The organism is Staphylococcus sp. HMSC069D12, from assembly GCF_001810405.1.
Taxonomy (GTDB): Bacteria; Bacillota; Bacilli; order Staphylococcales; family Staphylococcaceae; genus Staphylococcus; species Staphylococcus haemolyticus.
In genome coordinates this window covers 78,610-96,163 of sequence record NZ_KV801102.1, presented here as the reverse complement: position 1 = coordinate 96,163, position 17,554 = coordinate 78,610, and the positions used below count along the sequence as shown (strand labels likewise).

General features: G+C 35.2%; 14 protein-coding genes and 1 pseudogene. 5 read left to right on the top strand and 10 right to left on the bottom strand.

Going from position 1 to position 17,554, the window contains the following annotated elements; translation table 11 throughout:
- Positions 1-72: 72 nt before the first annotated feature.
- Positions 73-1,185, bottom strand: coding sequence for a CDP-glycerol glycerophosphotransferase family protein (locus tag HMPREF2737_RS04395; protein ID WP_371090180.1), 1,113 nt, complete (start codon positions 1,183-1,185; stop codon positions 73-75).
- Positions 1,186-1,614: 429 nt separating this feature from the next.
- Here HMPREF2737_RS04395 and HMPREF2737_RS04390 point away from each other — a divergent pair, with 429 nt between their 5' ends.
- A complete protein-coding gene (locus tag HMPREF2737_RS04390; RefSeq protein WP_037550807.1) occupies positions 1,615-1,803 on the top strand; it encodes a hypothetical protein in 189 nt (62 codons plus the stop codon).
- Between the two features lie 233 nt (positions 1,804-2,036).
- Here the strand turns inward: HMPREF2737_RS04390 and rarD are convergent, their stop codons facing one another.
- Both rarD and HMPREF2737_RS04380 read right to left on the bottom strand, forming a co-directional pair.
- On the bottom strand, positions 2,037-2,942 hold the full coding sequence (rarD, locus tag HMPREF2737_RS04385) for an EamA family transporter RarD (protein WP_037550810.1): 906 nt from the start codon (positions 2,940-2,942) through the stop codon (positions 2,037-2,039).
- A 248-nt stretch (positions 2,943-3,190) separates the two neighbouring features.
- Positions 3,191-3,406: a zinc ribbon domain-containing protein gene (locus tag HMPREF2737_RS04380; protein ID WP_037550812.1), complete on the bottom strand. Its 216-nt coding sequence runs from the start codon at positions 3,404-3,406 to the stop codon at positions 3,191-3,193.
- A 323-nt stretch (positions 3,407-3,729) separates the two neighbouring features.
- On the opposite strand from HMPREF2737_RS04380, the gene HMPREF2737_RS04375 reads away from it, so the two are divergent.
- From HMPREF2737_RS04375 to HMPREF2737_RS04360, 4 genes are all read left to right on the top strand, one after another.
- Complete coding sequence (locus HMPREF2737_RS04375; RefSeq protein WP_037550814.1) at positions 3,730-5,289, top strand: PTS mannitol transporter subunit IIBC; 1,560 nt, start codon at positions 3,730-3,732, stop codon at positions 5,287-5,289.
- A gap of 72 nt (positions 5,290-5,361) precedes the next feature.
- Complete coding sequence (locus HMPREF2737_RS04370; protein ID WP_037550816.1) at positions 5,362-7,398, top strand: BglG family transcription antiterminator; 2,037 nt, start codon at positions 5,362-5,364, stop codon at positions 7,396-7,398.
- A gap of 11 nt (positions 7,399-7,409) precedes the next feature.
- A complete protein-coding gene (locus tag HMPREF2737_RS04365) occupies positions 7,410-7,844 on the top strand; it encodes a PTS mannitol transporter subunit IIA (protein ID WP_037550818.1) in 435 nt (144 codons plus the stop codon).
- Positions 7,844-8,947, top strand: coding sequence for a mannitol-1-phosphate 5-dehydrogenase (locus HMPREF2737_RS04360; protein ID WP_037550820.1), 1,104 nt, complete (start codon positions 7,844-7,846; stop codon positions 8,945-8,947). Before HMPREF2737_RS04365 ends, HMPREF2737_RS04360 begins: the two co-directional genes overlap by 1 nt.
- Positions 8,948-9,479: 532 nt before the next feature.
- Here HMPREF2737_RS04360 and lpdA (HMPREF2737_RS04355) read toward each other — a convergent pair.
- From lpdA (HMPREF2737_RS04355) to HMPREF2737_RS04325, 7 genes and pseudogenes are all read right to left on the bottom strand, one after another.
- A complete protein-coding gene (gene lpdA / locus HMPREF2737_RS04355) occupies positions 9,480-10,841 on the bottom strand; it encodes a dihydrolipoyl dehydrogenase (RefSeq protein WP_037550822.1) in 1,362 nt (453 codons plus the stop codon).
- Positions 10,842-11,121: 280 nt separating this feature from the next.
- Positions 11,122-12,420 carry a dihydrolipoamide acetyltransferase family protein gene (locus tag HMPREF2737_RS04350; RefSeq protein WP_037550824.1) on the bottom strand — a complete coding sequence of 433 codons (1,299 nt, stop codon included), beginning with the start codon at positions 12,418-12,420 and terminating at the stop codon, positions 11,122-11,124.
- An 18-nt stretch (positions 12,421-12,438) separates the two neighbouring features.
- Positions 12,439-13,479 carry an alpha-ketoacid dehydrogenase subunit beta gene (locus HMPREF2737_RS04345; RefSeq protein ID WP_037550826.1) on the bottom strand — a complete coding sequence of 347 codons (1,041 nt, stop codon included), beginning with the start codon at positions 13,477-13,479 and terminating at the stop codon, positions 12,439-12,441.
- 15 nt (positions 13,480-13,494) lie between these two features.
- Positions 13,495-14,442: a thiamine pyrophosphate-dependent dehydrogenase E1 component subunit alpha gene (locus HMPREF2737_RS04340; protein ID WP_037550828.1), complete on the bottom strand. Its 948-nt coding sequence runs from the start codon at positions 14,440-14,442 to the stop codon at positions 13,495-13,497.
- A gap of 38 nt (positions 14,443-14,480) precedes the next feature.
- Positions 14,481-15,833: a dihydrolipoyl dehydrogenase gene (gene lpdA / locus HMPREF2737_RS04335; RefSeq protein WP_037550829.1), complete on the bottom strand. Its 1,353-nt coding sequence runs from the start codon at positions 15,831-15,833 to the stop codon at positions 14,481-14,483.
- A gap of 274 nt (positions 15,834-16,107) precedes the next feature.
- Positions 16,108-16,514: pseudogene (locus HMPREF2737_RS04330) on the bottom strand (carboxymuconolactone decarboxylase family protein).
- Between the two features lie 14 nt (positions 16,515-16,528).
- The coding region (locus tag HMPREF2737_RS04325) for a MalY/PatB family protein (RefSeq protein WP_070650046.1) at positions 16,529-17,554 on the bottom strand (1,026 nt) is incomplete at its 5' end.

Genomic DNA, 17,554 nt, shown 5'->3' with positions numbered 1-17,554 from the left:
ATTTAAAAAGAATTCTGTCCCACTCCCCCTATAACTATTTCTAGCAAAGGAGTCAAAATATATTTAGCAGTCTTATTTAAAGAATTTTTCTACTATCGTTTTAGACGCTATGCCCTTTTCAAAGGTACAGAAACGATTGTAAAAGGCTTTATATTTCTCTCTATATTCTTCTTGTATGTCATCAATATTTTTTATTGCTTCGATTAAGCCATCATTTGTTTTAATTTGTGGACCTAGTGCTTCTTTTTCAAAATTAAAATAAAAGCCACGTAATCTGTTCTTATAAAATTCTAAATCATAGGTGAAGAATAATAATGGTTTCTTTGTATTTGCAAAATCAAACATGACTGACGAATAGTCTGTGATGCATATATCTGTAATTAAGTATAGATCACTGATTTCAGGATATTTGGTACCATCGACGACAAAATCATTTAGTGATTCACTTAAATTTAACGCGTTACTAATAATAATATGTGGGCGTAAAATGAGAATATATTCATCCCCAATACTTTCCTTCAATCTTTGTAAGTCAAGTTTTAGATTGATGATGTGTTTTTTGGCTTTATTAATTTCATCATCTCTAAATGTCGGTGTGTATAAAATGATTTTTTTATTACTTTCAATACCTAGTTGAGCTTTATATGATTTTTCACCAATTACCCACACTTTTTGATTTTCCTTTTTTAAGAAGTTGGGACATTTTGATCTTTTTAACTCATCCACATATGTTAAGTAACTATCGATGTCATACGTATTAATTCTAAAAGATAAATTACAACCTTTCATCGTGAAATAAGGTGTAAGTGACACTATATTACCGTTAAACTCAGTAATAATTTCACCTTTTAATAGCTTTTCCGCCATTATTCTAGGATTTCCGATTTTTATTCTTAAATTCTCCGATGATTCTAGTACTTTAATACTTAAGTAAATATCTATAATATCCTCATTTTTGTATTCATACTTCATGAATTCTATCAAATCTTTATAGATTTCTATCGAAAAATTATAAGTAGATGCATTTTTCGTCTTTCCAATTTCTTCATGATTGATATTTACGAATGTTTCTCTGTCAGTCAGCCTCGTTTTTATTGATAGTTGCACAGTTTCTAATGTGAAATTCAGTATCGCAAACTGACCTTTTATACACGCTGCAGTGTTGTTTATTTTAATATTATCAATATGTCTTCTTGAAAAATATTTTTTTAAATCAACCTCATCCAATGATAAATGTAAATCCCCATTAGTGTCTTCCACATCTATTGAATTAAATTCGTTTTTTATGTAGAGCTTTTCAATCTTATTAATAGGATTCTCAAAATAGATATGTAGTATTGATCCATCATGTTTAATAGTTTGCAATTAAACCCCTTCTTTCAGCTAAAATCAAATTCCTATAATATTACAGTGTTTTTTTTTATTATTTTTTTAATTATTTATAAATACATCTACTTTCGAACGGTAATATACTTTACAATATAAATGTAATATTTAATAGTAACTAAAATATATATAAATCGTTATTTATTATATTGCAATGCATGTAATTGCTTTTAATGTTTTTATAAATATATTTTTTTATATGTAGTACAATTTAAAGGGGTTAGTAAAGTGAAAAAGTTAATTTTAATTTTCAACAGTGTCTTATGTTTAATGTTTTTAATTAAATATAGACAACTTAAGAAAGATCACCATTTTTACTTAACAAACATTGAATCTGAAGATGATAAATTGAATGAAATGGGCATGTATAAAGATAAAGATGGAAATATTTATCCAATAGAAGAGGCAATTGAATGAATCAAACAGTTTAATTAATCTCACTTATACATAACTAAGTTTTGAAGATTATTAACTTTTATTCCAATAAAAAAGGGAGTTGAACAGAATTCATATTGAATTCGTTGTTCAACCCCCGCAAGGATGACTAGAACTGAGAAAAGTTTAATTTAAGTGACTTCTCAGTCCATTCAGCTACTGCGAATTTGTAAAATAGCACCAATATATTTTTTATTCCCAAGCCTTATTGTAATTTATTCAGGTCTAGGGTTACGTTTCATTTTTACGTATTGAGAAATACTGTACAATACGATACCGAACCAAATGAGTGCGAACGTAACTAATTGTTGTGCATCAAAATGTTCTTTAAAGGCGAAGATACCTAAGAAGAACATGATTGTTGGACCAACGTATTGTATGAATCCTGTTAGAGATAACGGAATACGTTTGGCACCCGCTGAGAATAAGATTAATGGAATGGCAGTTACTGCACCTGAGAACATTAACCAGAATGTGTCCATATTCAAACCTACTGATGATGTTCCACTATTCCATAAATAAATCATATATATTAATCCGGCTGGCGCTGTAACGATACATTCAATTGCAATACTGCTAATGGCTTCAATTTTAACAATCTTCTTCAACAAGCCATAAATACCGAATGAGAATGCTAACATTAATGAGATGACTGGGAATTCTCCAACGCGAATCGTCATATACAGAACTCCGATTGTCGCAAAGATGATTGCTAGCGTTTCAAATTTATTGAATCTCTCTTTTAGGAAAATGAACGCCAATAATATACTTACTAATGGGTTAATATAATAACCTAAACTAGATTGAAGTACGTGTCCATTTGACACAGCCCAGATGAACGTTCCCCAGTTGATTGTGATCACATAACCAGCAATAATAATGACGATTAGTTCAATTGGATGTGAGAATAAATGTTTTAAATCACGTTTGAACGTTTGTGATTTCTTTAAAACTACGATCATTAGTATCATAAAGATCATAGATAATACAATGCGGCAAGCTAAGATTTCAAATGCACTAACGCCACCAATTAATTTCCAATAAATTGGCAAGATACCCCATAATACATAAGCACCTAACGCATATAGAATCCCTTTTTTAAATTCAGTATCGGAATTCATCCTAACCCTCCTTACGGTATAACCCTGGAAATATGTTTTAATTAATAAAACTATGGTACCAATAGTTAAGAAAGTTACGTATATAAACTGCTCAAATTATTCAAATTCTTAGTAATTTAGGTTGAATTTATTTAAATTTAGACACCCGCACCTCTAACATCACACAACCCGAAGTCTACCTTTTCGCCAAACAAAAAAGAATCAGCGCCTAGAAAGTTGCTGATTCTGACATAAATATTGATATTCAATTATCCACCAAAGAATAAATCGACAATATCACTCGTTCTATTATTATTTGTTTTATAAAATTCTGTATAACCACAATTTTTACAAGTTATTGTTTTAAAGTTGTTATGCTGCACATCAAACATCTTAGATAGTCCAGATCCTGTTGCTGATAATGTTCCTTCTTCCACTTCTGTATGTCGACATTTCACACATCCGTTCCCTGTGTTTCCAGTCATAAACAACATTCCTTATATTGTTTCTAACTTGTTATATAACCTGTTTCCTATCATTTAATCTTTAAATAAGTAATAACTTATTGCGCATTTAAAATGTAATTAATGACATTTTTTCATTGCCATATTCAAACATTTTCAATGGAATTTCTCACATAATTATCATAAGTAGAAGTTTCTTACATTGGACTTAAATATAGTTGTGAGACTCTCACCATGACCTTGTCACAATTACTGTGACAAAGTCGCATTTTCTTTGTGTTGTATACGCTTTCCTGTGCCATTACAATTGAATTATCAAATCAGAAAAAAAAAGAGGTGTAGTTATGGCTCAAACAGAGACACAAGAGAAAAAAGGTCTCGGCCGTAAAGTTCAAGCGTTTGGTTCATTCCTTAGTAGTATGATTATGCCAAACATCGGTGCGTTTATCGCATGGGGCTTTATTGCTGCGATTTTCATTGATAATGGTTGGTTCCCTAACAAAGAATTATCTCAATTAGCAGGACCAATGATCACATACTTAATTCCATTACTTATCGCATTTAGTGGTGGTCGTTTAATTCACGACTTACGTGGCGGTATCGTTGCAGCAACAGCAACTATGGGTGTTATTGTTGCATTACCAGAAACACCAATGTTACTTGGTGCAATGATTATGGGACCACTTGTTGGTTGGTTAATGAAGAAAGTTGACCAATTCTTACAACCTAGAACACCACAAGGCTTTGAAATGTTATTCAATAACTTCTCAGCAGGTATTCTAGCATTCATTATGACAATCCTTGGCTTCAAATTATTGGCGCCAATTATGCAATTCATCATGCACATCTTATCTGTAGCAGTTGAATTCTTAGTACACTTACACTTATTACCAATCGTAAGTATCATCGTAGAACCAGCTAAAATTTTATTCCTTAACAACGCGATTAACCACGGTGTATTCACACCTCTTGGTACTGACCAAGCTGCAAGTGCAGGTCAATCAATTTTATTCGCAATCGAATCAAACCCTGGACCAGGTATCGGTATCTTATTAGCGTACATGATCTTCGGTAAAGGCACAGCGAAAGCAACTTCATATGGTGCAGGTATCATCCACTTCTTCGGTGGTATTCATGAAATTTACTTCCCATATGTATTAATGCGTCCATTATTATTCATCGCTGTTATTTTAGGTGGTATGACTGGCGTAGCAACTTACCAAGCAACTGGTTTCGGATTCAAGAGTCCAGCTTCACCAGGTTCATTCATCGTGTATTGTTTAAATGCACCTAAAGGTGAATTCTTACACATGGTATTAGGCGTATTCTTAGCAGCACTTGTTTCATTCGTAGTTGCAGCATTAATTATGAAATTTACTAAAGAACCTAAACAAGATTTAGAAGCAGCAACAGCTAAAATGGAATCTACTAAAGGTAAAAAATCTAGCGTGTCTTCTAAATTAACTGGTGCGACAACTGGTACTGGCGCAGCTGGCGTAGTTGCTAACAAAGCTGATGATGAAGATAAAAAAGATACTTCATCAGAGGATGAAGAAGAAGACTTACTTGATAACTACAACACTGAAGACGTAGACGCTCACGACTATAGCAACGTAGACCATGTTATTTTCGCATGTGATGCGGGTATGGGTTCTAGTGCAATGGGTGCAAGTATGTTACGTAATAAATTCAAAAAAGCAGGCATTTCAGACGTTAATGTTACAAATACTGCTATTAACCAATTACCAAATAATGCACAACTTGTTATTACACAAAAAACATTAACAGACCGTGCAATCAAACAAGTTCCAAACGCAATTCATATCTCAGTGGATAACTTCTTAAATTCTCCACGTTATGAAGAGTTATTAAACAACTTGAAGAAAGATCAAGACAAAGCATAATTAAATAGTTTGGGAGTCGAACATATTATTTCTATCACTTATGTTAAGACTCCTTTCAAGGGGGGACACACCATGTTAATGAGTACACGTGAAAAGGAAATCATTGAACTGCTAATTAAGTATTACGGTCAATACGTCACGATTTATGAAATTGCTCAACAACTTGGCGTGTCCTCTCGTACTATTCATCGTGAATTAAAAGGGATTGAAACCTACCTCCAAGGCTTCAATATGACACTTGAACGGGCAAATAAAAAAGGGATTAAGTTATCTTGTGATTATGACCAGATCCGACTGTTAAAACAAGAAATGGCACAACACGATACCATTGACTTGTCTGTTGAAGAACAAAAGGCAATTATTCTATATGCGCTCATTCAATCAAAACATGCTGTTAAGCAATACAGCTTGGCTCAAGAAATTGGCGTATCTGTTCAGTCATTAACCAAATTGCTTGATGACCTAGAGAATGATCTCGCTAGCTATCAACTTATCCTTTACCGCAAGCGTGGTGAAGGGGTATATCTTGATGGCCCCGAATCAAAGAAACGTGAGTTCTTAAGTCAATTGATGGTCAACAACTTGAATAGTACAAGTGTTTACTCGGTTATCGAGAACCACTTCGTCTATCAATCGATTAATCAATCACAACAAGCTTTAGTCGACCTTGATAGCATATTTAAGATTGAACGTATTTTAATGGATTACCTAGGCCAATTACCTTATACCTTAACAGAATCGAGTTATCTGACCTTAACCGTCCATATCGTGTTAAGTATTGCACGTATTCAAAATGGTGAATATGTATCGATTAATGAAGATATTCATAATTCTGTAAAAGACACATTTGAACATCAAATTGCCACAGAAATTGCGAAACGTATAGAGACACTATACGACATCGACTTTAACCAAGCGGAAGTCACTTTTATAACAATTCATTTACGTGGTGCAAACCGTCGAACAACCTCCAAGATGTTTGAGAATAATGAATTTGACGACCGTAAAATACAAGCATTTGTAAATCGTGTAGAGCGCTTATCAGGCCAATCATTCGAAGACTATGCAACGCTTGTTCATGGATTATCATTGCACATTAATCCAGCGATTAATCGTTTGGAAGCAAACATTGAAACGTACAATCCACTCACCGAGATGATTAAGTACAAGTATCCTCGTCTCTTCGATATTGTACACAAGGCCATCGATCAGACATGGCCAGAGTTAGTCTTCCCGGATAGTGAGATTGCCTTCATCGTTTTGCATTTTGGTGGCTCCTTGAAAAGTCAGTCCACCCAACTACTACATGTTTTAGTTGTCTGCAGTAGTGGTATTGGAACAAGTCGATTGTTGACAACACGATTACAACAATCTTTTAATGAAATAGAGAAGATTACACAAGCGTCCGTCAGTGATTTGAAAATGTTAAATCTAGAGGATTACGATGGCATTATTTCAACGGTTAAATTGGATATCACAACGCCATTTATTACCGTCAATCCATTGCTACCAGAATCCGATGTAGCGTATGTAGCATCATTCTTAAAGACAACCGAGCATATAGCGAAACAACATGAAGAGAACGAAATGAAGCATTCGATTCAAGACCCTGATCAAGTGGTCATGAACATCGAACACGGCTTATCATTGTTGAACTCTATGCAATTTGAATACAAAGATGTAACTATTTGGAATCATTATTTAGCTGACTATCTTGAGGAACATGGCGTCATTGCGCCGAATAGTCAGACGTCATTCGCTGAGCTGTTGCAAGATAAATTAAATCAGAATCCTGGTTGGATATTGCAACCCTATCCCGTTGCGATTCCACATATGAAGAATGATTTAATATTACGCCCCCTCATTTTAATCACGATATTAAATGAAAGTTTGGGCATGCAAAGTACTCAAAATGACCTTTTCAAAATTAAATATATGGTTAGCCTATTCATCCCAAATAATGATGAAATGGCACAACTTGTTGGGGAATTATCTGCTGAATTAGGACATCATCTCGAGCAAATTGATGACTTCATGCAAGACCCTGACGCTATGAAACACATATTGAGAGATAGCTTTTTAAAACGAATTCACAACCAATTAACTTAGGAGTGTATAAAATGACTGAATTATTTAGTAATGACAATATCTTTTTAAACGTATCTGTAGGAAGCCAAGACGAAGCAATTGAAAAAGCTGGTCGTGCTTTAGTAGATAACGGTTCTGTAAACGAAGCGTATACCCAAGCAATGAAAGAACGTGAACAACTTGTTTCAACATTCATGGGTAATGGTTTAGCAATTCCTCACGGTACTGACGAAGCTAAAGGTGATGTATTAGCATCAGGTTTAACATTACTACAAATTCCTGAAGGCGTAGATTGGAACGGCGAAACAGTTAAAGTTGTTGTTGGCATCGCTGGTAAAGATGGCGAACATTTAGACTTGTTATCTAAAATCGCAATTACATTCAGTGAAGAAGAAAATGTTGATCGCATCGTCAACGCTAAATCTGCTGAAGAAATTAAACAAGTCTTCGAGGAGGCTGACGCATAATGAAAGCTGTACACTTCGGAGCTGGAAATATTGGCCGTGGATTCATCGGCTATATTCTTTCAGATAACAACATTGATGTAACATTTGCAGACGTTAATGAGGAAATTATTAATGCATTAGATAATGAAGGCGCGTATAACGTTATTCTTGCTAATGAAGAAAAAACAACAACACGCGTTACTGGCGTTAGTGCGATTAACAGTGGTCAACCTTCAGATGAATTGAAACAAGCAATTCTTGAAGCTGACATTATTACAACTGCAGTTGGTGTGAACATCCTTCCTATCATTGCGAAATCATTTGCACCAGTCTTAAAAGAGAAGGAAAATCACGTTAATATCGTAGCGTGTGAAAATGCGATTATGGCGACTGATACGCTTAAAGAAGCAATCTTAGACATCACTGGTCCATTAGGTGATAACATTCACTTCGCGAACTCTGCAGTTGACCGTATTGTCCCACTTCAAAAGAATGACAATATCTTAGACGTTATGGTTGAACCTTTCTTTGAATGGGTTGTTGAAAAAGACGCTTGGTACGGTGAAGAGTTAGAACATATTAAATATGTTGATGATTTAACACCTTACATCGAACGTAAATTATTAACAGTTAACACTGGTCATGCTTTATTAGCATATGCTGGTCGCTTCTATGGTAGAGATACTGTATTAGATGCTGTTAAAGATGAAGCTATCGTTGCAGATTTACGTCAAGTATTAGGTGAAACAAGCGAGTACATCGTTGATAACTTCAGTTTCACTAAAGAAGAACAAGCGGCTTATGTTGAGAAGATTATTGGTCGTTTCGAGAATCCATACCTTTCTGACGAAGTAACACGTGTAGGTCGTGGAACAATTCGTAAAATCGGTCCTAAAGATCGTATTATCAAACCTTTATCTTATTTATATGAAAATAATTTACGTCGCAAAGGCTTATTAAAAGCATCAGCGTTATTATTAAAATATGATGATATGAACGATAAAGAAACAGTTGAAATGCGTGAATACATTGATGCACACAGTGTAAAAGCATTCTTACAAGAATATGCGAAAATCAATGACCGTTTAGCAAATGAAATTGTAGCTGTTTATGAAGAATTGTAATTCATTACTTTAACAATTTAATTACCTTAACAGGTAAATTAAGTTACTTAAATGTTTGATAGTAATTTAATGTGTGCAGTTTACACAATACTGCGTATTGTTGCTACTCGCTTGCTCTAGGTATAGCCTGAGACAAGTTGTTTATAATTGAAAAGAGTTAAATCACTTTATAAACCTTTTTCAAAGTCTTGTAGGTTGTGATTTAACTCTTTTTTTATTTAGTTTTTGTCTCAGTGCTAATGCTATTCCTAGTAGCATCTCGCAGCCAATACTTAGTATTTTTAACAAATGAGGTTTATACCTTTATTAATATATTTATTTTAATGGTTTAATCGCTACGCTAATTAATAAGTTACATAAATAACACATTAAAACTCCCAGCAACTTTGACGAGCCTGGGGGATTTTTCATGCTAATAATGCTAGTTACGTATATATAATTCTTTTGTATAATTTATAATCAAATCGCTAATGTGTTAAAAAGTATAGATTACCAATGTATTTTACTAAGAAAAGATAATAATCGATCTTCCTTAATGATATATCGCTTTTGCAAAAGATACATCTGCACTTTCACCAATCACTTCCGATAGTGAAGGATGTGGTTGTATAATTCGAGAAATATCATTTAATGTACCGCCCGAAACCTTAATTCCCAAGATTTCACTAATTAAATCTGTCGCATGAGGTCCAACGATAAATCCACCTAAAATTTTACCATCCTGCTTATTCGCTACTATTTTAACCATTCCTTGTGTTTCACCTTTTAAGATTGCTTTAGGATTCTTCTGAAAAGGCGCAGTCGTCACTTCAACCTCATAACCCGCTTCTTGTGCTTGTAATTCTGATAAACCTACTGACGCAGATTCCAATCTTGTATAAATACATCTTGGTATATCCTCTTGATTTATCGGTTCTGGTTGTTTGCCTGCAATATATTCTGCCACATATTTACCATGTGCACTTGCAGTATGTGCTAACTGATAGCCCGGCACTAAATCACCAATCGCATAGACGTGCTCGTAACTAGTTTCATAATGTTCATTAACTTGTAAACATTTGCCATTTTGTTCTAAATTAAGCGCCTTAGCAACTTGAACATTAGGTTGTCTCCCTGTCGCAAAGAGTAATGTTTCATATGGTATTTCTTTAGGGCCATCTTTTCCATCAATTTCCAAAGTCTTGGCATTTACTTTCTTAGTTTCTGAATTGGTGATGATGTTAACACCTTGTTGTTTCAAATAGGTTGATAGATGGTCGCGTATTTCTTTAATTTCACTAGATAGGATGCTATCGCCCTTTTCCAAAATCGTAACATCTACGTCTAAATCAGCCATTGATGAGGCTATTTCCGAGGCAATAACGCCGCCGCCAATAATCACAAGTTGTTTCGGCAGCTGTTCCATATCGAAAAATGTATCAGCTGTTTCAAAGTGCACTTGGTCTAGCCCTTCGATTGGTGGTACGAATGGCTTTGTTCCTGTCGCTAAGATAATATCTTTCGCGGTATAAATAGTTTGATCGACTTGAACTTTTAATCCTTCTAATACTTCTGCTTCCCCTTCAATAAAATCAACGTTGTGTTGTCTTAATGCGTCTCGAACATCATCAGTCACTGTCTTAACCACTTGATCTTTACGTTGTACGAGACTAGTTACATCAATGTCTATGTGATTCGTTTTAATTCCCCAATTGTTTGCAGAATGAATATCTCTCACTTTAGCACCATATTCTAAAAATATCTTCGACGGTATACAACCTACATTGAGACATACACCACCAACGTGCTGTTTCTCAACAATCGCTACATCTTTGCCTAGTTGCGCTGCTCGAATTGCTGCAACATAACCTCCAGGTCCTGCTCCAATAACGATTAAATCATACGATTTAGACATCATTTGTACCCCTTTCACCTTTGAAGTTGTTTTCGTCCCTTAATACCCTTAGTTATGAACATAACCACTTGTCTAATATGTAAGCGCTTTTACATCCTTTCAATTTTATATTAGAGTTATATTTTTATAATTTCAAATAAACGTAAGTGACAGAATTTTTACTTTTTCAATAAAGGGCTTTGTGTTGTGCGAAAGGATTGGAAGTGTGGTTCGAGACATGAAAAGACCCCCAGCATTGTTTGTGTACTGAGGATCTTAATCAAATTAAATATATTTGTTATTAAAGAATTAAGAGATATGGATTTTCAATATATTTAGCTAATACTTTTAAGAAATCGGCAGCGCTCGCACCATCAAGAATTTGATGATCAAACGTTAAACTTAATGGAATACGTGATACTTGTTTAACACTATCTCCTTCAAGTACAACTTCTTTAGAAAGTGCACCTACACCTAGAATTCCTGTTTCACCCAGGTTAAGAATTGGTGTGAAATATTCGATGCCACTAGTACCCATGTTAGTAATTGTAAAAGTAGCACCTGCCAGTTTAACATCATTTGTATTACCATCACGTACCGCTTCTGCTGAAGATTTAATCTCTTTAGCTAAAGCACCAATACTTTTAGTGTCTGCATTATTTATAACTGGTACCATTAACCCTTCGTCGAGTGACGTTGCTACACCTAAATGAACATCATCATATTCTGTAAGTTGACCATTTTCATATCGAGCATTCATTGCACCATAATCTTTAAGTGCTAAGACGATGGCTTTAGCTAGCAATGCTGTGACAGTCAATTTAGTATCTTGATTTGCATTTTCAAGTTTAGCTGATAGTTTGTTTTTGAAATCTAACAAACGGTCAGCATCCACTTTACGATGTAACGTAAGTTGTGCTGTTTCGGCCAAGCTTTGACGCATATTCTGTGCTATACGCTTACGCATTGGATTTAGTCCTTCACCGACATTAGCACTGTTAAATTTAGTGTTCTTATCCTCTTTAGATTGCATATCCTCATTTTTTGCTTCAATATCATATCCTTGCTCTTCTACACGTTGAATATCTAATTTTGTTATACGATTATTACCGCCTGTACCTTGAATTCTAGTGATATCAAAGTTTTTATCCTCTGCCATCTTGCGTGCAAGTGGTGATATAAAGATACGTTTACCATTTTGGGGTTCAACATTATTAGACTTATTTGTATCTTCATCATGATTACTATCATCTTCATTATCAGAAGTTGTATCGTTGGTTTGTTGCTCTTCATCGTCTGATTGTGAGTTATTGGATTCTTCATTATCATATTCAGTCGTACTACTTGATTCAGTACTTTCCCCTTCATCACCTATAATACCAAGTACAGATTTAACTTCAGTTTCTTCTCCGGCTTGAACTTTAATTTCGAGTAATATACCACTAGCTGGCGCTTCAACGTCTTGAGTCAATTTCTCAGAACTAATCGTACATACACTTTCACCTTGTTCAACCACATCTCCCTCTGCTTTAAACCACTCTTCGACTGTTCCTTCTTTCATTGTCATACCGAGTTTTGGCATAATAATATTTTCGCTCATCGTTCAACACCTCCTTGCCTATGAATTAACTTTTTTCAAGTCTTCAATTAGTTCAGATGCGACATCTAATACTTTATCTACATTTGGTATATAGGCTTGTTCAAGGTTTGCTGCGAATGGAACTGGTGTATCCGGTGCAGTGACTTTCTTGATTGGTCCGTCTAAATAATCAAAACCAATATCACCAATAACAGATGCAACATCTCCCGCTACATTACATTGTGGATTTGATTCATCAATCACAATTAAACGACCTGTTTTCTTCACTGATTCTAGAACTGTTTCTTTATCCCATGGTGACACAGAACGTAAATCAATAACTTCAACTGAAACGTTATCTTCTTCTAATTTGTCTGCTGTTTGTTCAGCTACTGCCACCATTTTACCGATTGCAACAATTGTTAAATCATCACCTTCACGCGTCACTTTCGCTTTTCCAATTTCTATTGTGTAAGGTTCTTCAGGCACATCACCTTTTTGTCCTAATAATGTTTTATCTTCTGAAAAGACTACTAAGTTATCATCTTGTACTGCTGCCATTAATAAACCTTTAGCATCATAAGGATTAGAAGGAACGACTACTTTTACACCAGGTATTGTTGCAAACATGTTATACAATGATTGAGAATGTTGTGCCGCTGCGCCTGCACCAGCGCCATGAACTGTACGTACAACTAATGGAATTTTAGCTTTACCACCAAACATGTAACGCATTTTTGCACCTTGGTTCAAAATAGGATCTAAACCGAATCCAATAAAGTCATTGAACATTAATTCTGCAATAGGACGCATACCGGTAGCTGCTGCACCTACAGCAGAGCTGAGTGTAATATGCTCTGCGATTGGTGTGTCAATAACACGATCTCGACTATATTTTTTCGCAAGCCCTTTAGTTACACCAAAAACGCCACCAAATGTATCGTCATCTTTAATATGTTCTACACCTGCACCACCTGAAACGTCCGTACCAATGAGAATAACATTATCATCTTGTTCCATTGATTGATCGATTGCTTCGTTAATTGCACCCATAAATGTTAACTTGCGTTCTTCACTCATAGTTATGACCTCCTTTTAGGCAAATACATCTTCGTGTAATGAATCTACATCTGGTAATTCACTTTCCTCTGCATATTTCACTGCATCTTCTACTGCTTGTTCAGCTGCTCGTTCAATTTCATTTAATTCTTCTTCTGTTAACCAACCTTCTTCAAGTGCTTGACGTTTAAAGTCTTCTGTTGCGTTTTTGTCCGCATTACGATCATTTGGTGATTTAACTTTTTGTTCGTCCCCTTCAAAATGACCATATTTACGATACGTGTCACACTCAATTAGCGTAGGGCCTTCACCATTTTTTGCTCGTTCTACAGCTTCTTGCGCTGCTTTATAAACTTCAACGACATCCATGCCATCCACTCTGACACCTGGCATGTTATAAGCTGAAGCACGCTCTGCAATTGTTTCTGAAGCACTGGCATAATCATGTGTTGTACCTTCACCGAATTGGTTGTTTTCACAAACAAAAATAACTGGAAGGTTTAAGATTGAGGCAAAGTTAAGGCCCTCATGGAAATTACCTTCATTGGCTGCACCATCACCAAAGAAACATACAGCAACATTCTTTTTACCTTGATTTCGAATAGAAATACCTGCACCAGTAGCAAGTCCGAAGCCACCACTTACGATACCATTGGCACCGAGCATTCCTTTATCTATTTCTGCAACATGCATGGAACCACCTTTACCATGACCAAGTCCATCACGTTTACCCATTATCTCCGCCATCATGCCATTAAGGTCACATCCTTTGGCAATTGCATGTCCGTGTCCTCGGTGTGTACTTGTAATATAGTCGTCGTCTTCAAGTTGTGACATTACACCAGTTGCTACAGCTTCTTCGCCTACGTATAAGTGAACAAAACCAGGAATCTTACCGTCACTAAAGATTTTATGCACCTTTTCTTCAAAATATCGAATTTCATTCATCGTTTTATAAATCCAACGTGCTTGTTCTTTTTCCATCGTTAGTTCCTCCTATCATTCATTGATTTGTTCTGTTATCACATATGAATGGCTTTTCCAAAGTATGCATCCGCGCTCTCGCCAATTGCTTCGGATAGAGAAGGATGTGGTTGAATGATGTTAGATAACTCATTCATTGTACCTTCTGAAGCTTTGACACCTAATACTTCACTGATTAAATCTGTAGCATGTGGACCAACAATAAAAGCACCTAAGACCTCTCCATATGCTTTATCACTTACAATTTTGATAAAGCCTTGTACTTCTCCTTTTACGAGCGCCTTTGCATTTCCTTGAAAAGAAGATTGTGTAACAGATACGTCATAACCCGCTTCTTTAGCTTGAGACTCAGATAAACCAACTGATGCTACTTCAAGACGAGTATAAATACAACGTGTAATATTGTTTGGAGATACTGGCGGTGGTTTTAATCCAGCCAAAGTTTCAACAACATGTAATCCATGTGAACTCGCTGAATGTGCAAGTTGATAACCCTTAACAAGGTCTCCAATAGCATATACATGATTAATTGTTGTTTGATAGTGTTCATCGACTTGTACAAATTTACCATCCATATCGATATCTAGATCTTCAGCTACCTTGATGTTCGGTTGTCGACCAGTTGCCACTAATAAAGTATCAAATGACACATCTTCATGATTATCCAAAATCACTTTAGAGGTTGTTACTTTAGATATCTTTGCGCCTGTTAAAATTCTTATACTTTGATTCTTCAAATGGTCCTTTAACAGTTCACGTACTTCTTCAATCTCGGTGAGAAGAATATCTTCATTAACTTCAATCATCGTAACCTCGACTCCTAAATCAGCCATTGAAGATGCTAACTCAGTAGCTATAACACCGCCACCAATAATTGCGAGTTGTTTAGGCAACGTTTCTATATCAAAAAATGTGTCTGTCGTTTCATACTTTATGTCATTTAATCCTTCAATAGGTGGAATAAAAGGTTTACTACCAGTTGCTAGAATAATATCTTTCGCTTGATATGATTGATTACCAACTTTAACTTCTAAATCTTTCGTTACAGTAGCTTCACCTTTAATGAAATTAACTTTGTTTTTCTTTAATAATTGCTTCACACCACCTGTGAGCGTGCTAACAATGTGTTGTTTCCGTTGTACTAATTTAGAGAAGTTTACTTTCATCCCTTGTGTCTCAATTCCCCAATCATTGGCCTTACGTATATCATGTGCTTTCGTTCCATGTTCGAGTAGTGTTTTAGAAGGTATGCAACCTACGTTTAAACAAGTCCCCCCTGCGTTTGTTTTCTCTACAATTGCAACCTTTTGACCTAATTGTGCAGCGCGAATAGCGGCAACATATCCACCAGGTCCTGCACCAATCACAATCAAATCATATGAGTCCGTCATCACTATCACCCACTTCCGTAAGATCGTATCGTTGTGCATCCCAAAATATTCTGTAAAAACATAGAAATGAGATATAGCATATTCTTAATGTAAACGTTTTCTCATTCCTTTAATTACATTCTATACTCATGATTCTGAATTTTCAAATAATTGTAAAATTAAATTTTTATATACTTATTTCTATCATTTCATATAAGTTTTATAAGATTTGGAAGATTATCTTGCTACTCACTCAAATAAAAAACCCTCTAACCACGTTGGATAGAGGGTTGTATTACGGTTGCAATTTCATTATTGCACCAAAGTTTTGTTGTGCGTTTGTGAATGTAATAAATGCAATGAGTTCAACAATTTCTTCTGTTGCTAAACTGTCTTTAAGTACTTTTATAATATTGTCGGAATTTGATCACCCATCTTAATAAAAACTTCTGTGAATCCTATGCAAACGGACGATTTTTCATCTTTAAGACTGCCGGTAGGTTGACCTTTAGCTTTACAGTACTGACAACCGTTCTTTTGCGCTAACATTCTTCTTAACTCTTCTTTTAATTCTTTGCTAAGTGCGCTGTCACTTTCTAACACATCACTTAGTTGTGTCCATAATTGCATTAATTCTTCTTGATGACCTAATAATTTTTGAAAGGGTGTATTACCATTGTTCGAAGACTCTATAATCGACATTTGTTATCTCCTTTTTAAACTAATGCGTCTTTAATCTTTTGCAGTCCTTTTATCATGATTTCACGTGGAACAGCGATGTTTATTCTGATATGTCCTTCTGCGTTATGAACGAATTGTTCTTGTCCTTCAATGATAACGCCGGCGTGTTTGATGAAATATTTAGCGATTGGTTCATCTATGTGTTTTGCTTTAATGTAATAGCTTAGATCAACCCATGCGAGGTAGGTTGCTTCTGGAATTTTAAATTCTGCATGTGGCAGTTCTTGTTCTAAAAATTGTGCTAGGTATTTAAAGTTATCGTCTAGATAATCATTCATAGCAGCTAACCAGTCTTCGCCCTTTTCATAAGCTGCCTGTGTCGCAACGGTACTTAATGGATTCTCAGAACTAAAGTGATGTAACTTCCATGTCTTTAATAATCTTCTATTCGGAATAATGATGTTTGAGAACATTAAGCCTGCTATATTAAATGCCTTACTTTGCGACATTGCGGTAACAATCTTATCGTAATCTGGCACTGCTTTAGCAAAAGGTACATGTGTTTGACCGTCACGTTTAATGTCGCAGTGAATTTCATCTGATATGATCCATACGTCATTATCGACCATAATTTGTCCCAATTGCTTTAATTCCGCTTCTGACCATACACGACCTGTTGGATTATGCGGATTAGCAAAAATACATAATTTAATATTTTCTGTTTCTACTTTTTGACGAACATCTTCAAAGTCGATTTCATAGTATCCATTATGATTTATCATCGGAGAATATACCGTCTTAATATTATTTTTATCACAAACCATTTTAAAAGGACCGTAGCTCGGTGTTAAAATCAACGCTTTATCGTCGTTGTCACAAATATAGCTTACAAGTTCAATTAAACCTGCAACAATCCCATGAGAAAATACAAGGTGATCTTGTGGAAATGTATAACCAAATCGTCGTTCTGTCCATGACACAAAAGCCTCATAATAATCTGTGCCAAATATGTTGGTATAACCTAGAATCTTTTTATCGAGTCTATCTCTTATCGCATCTAA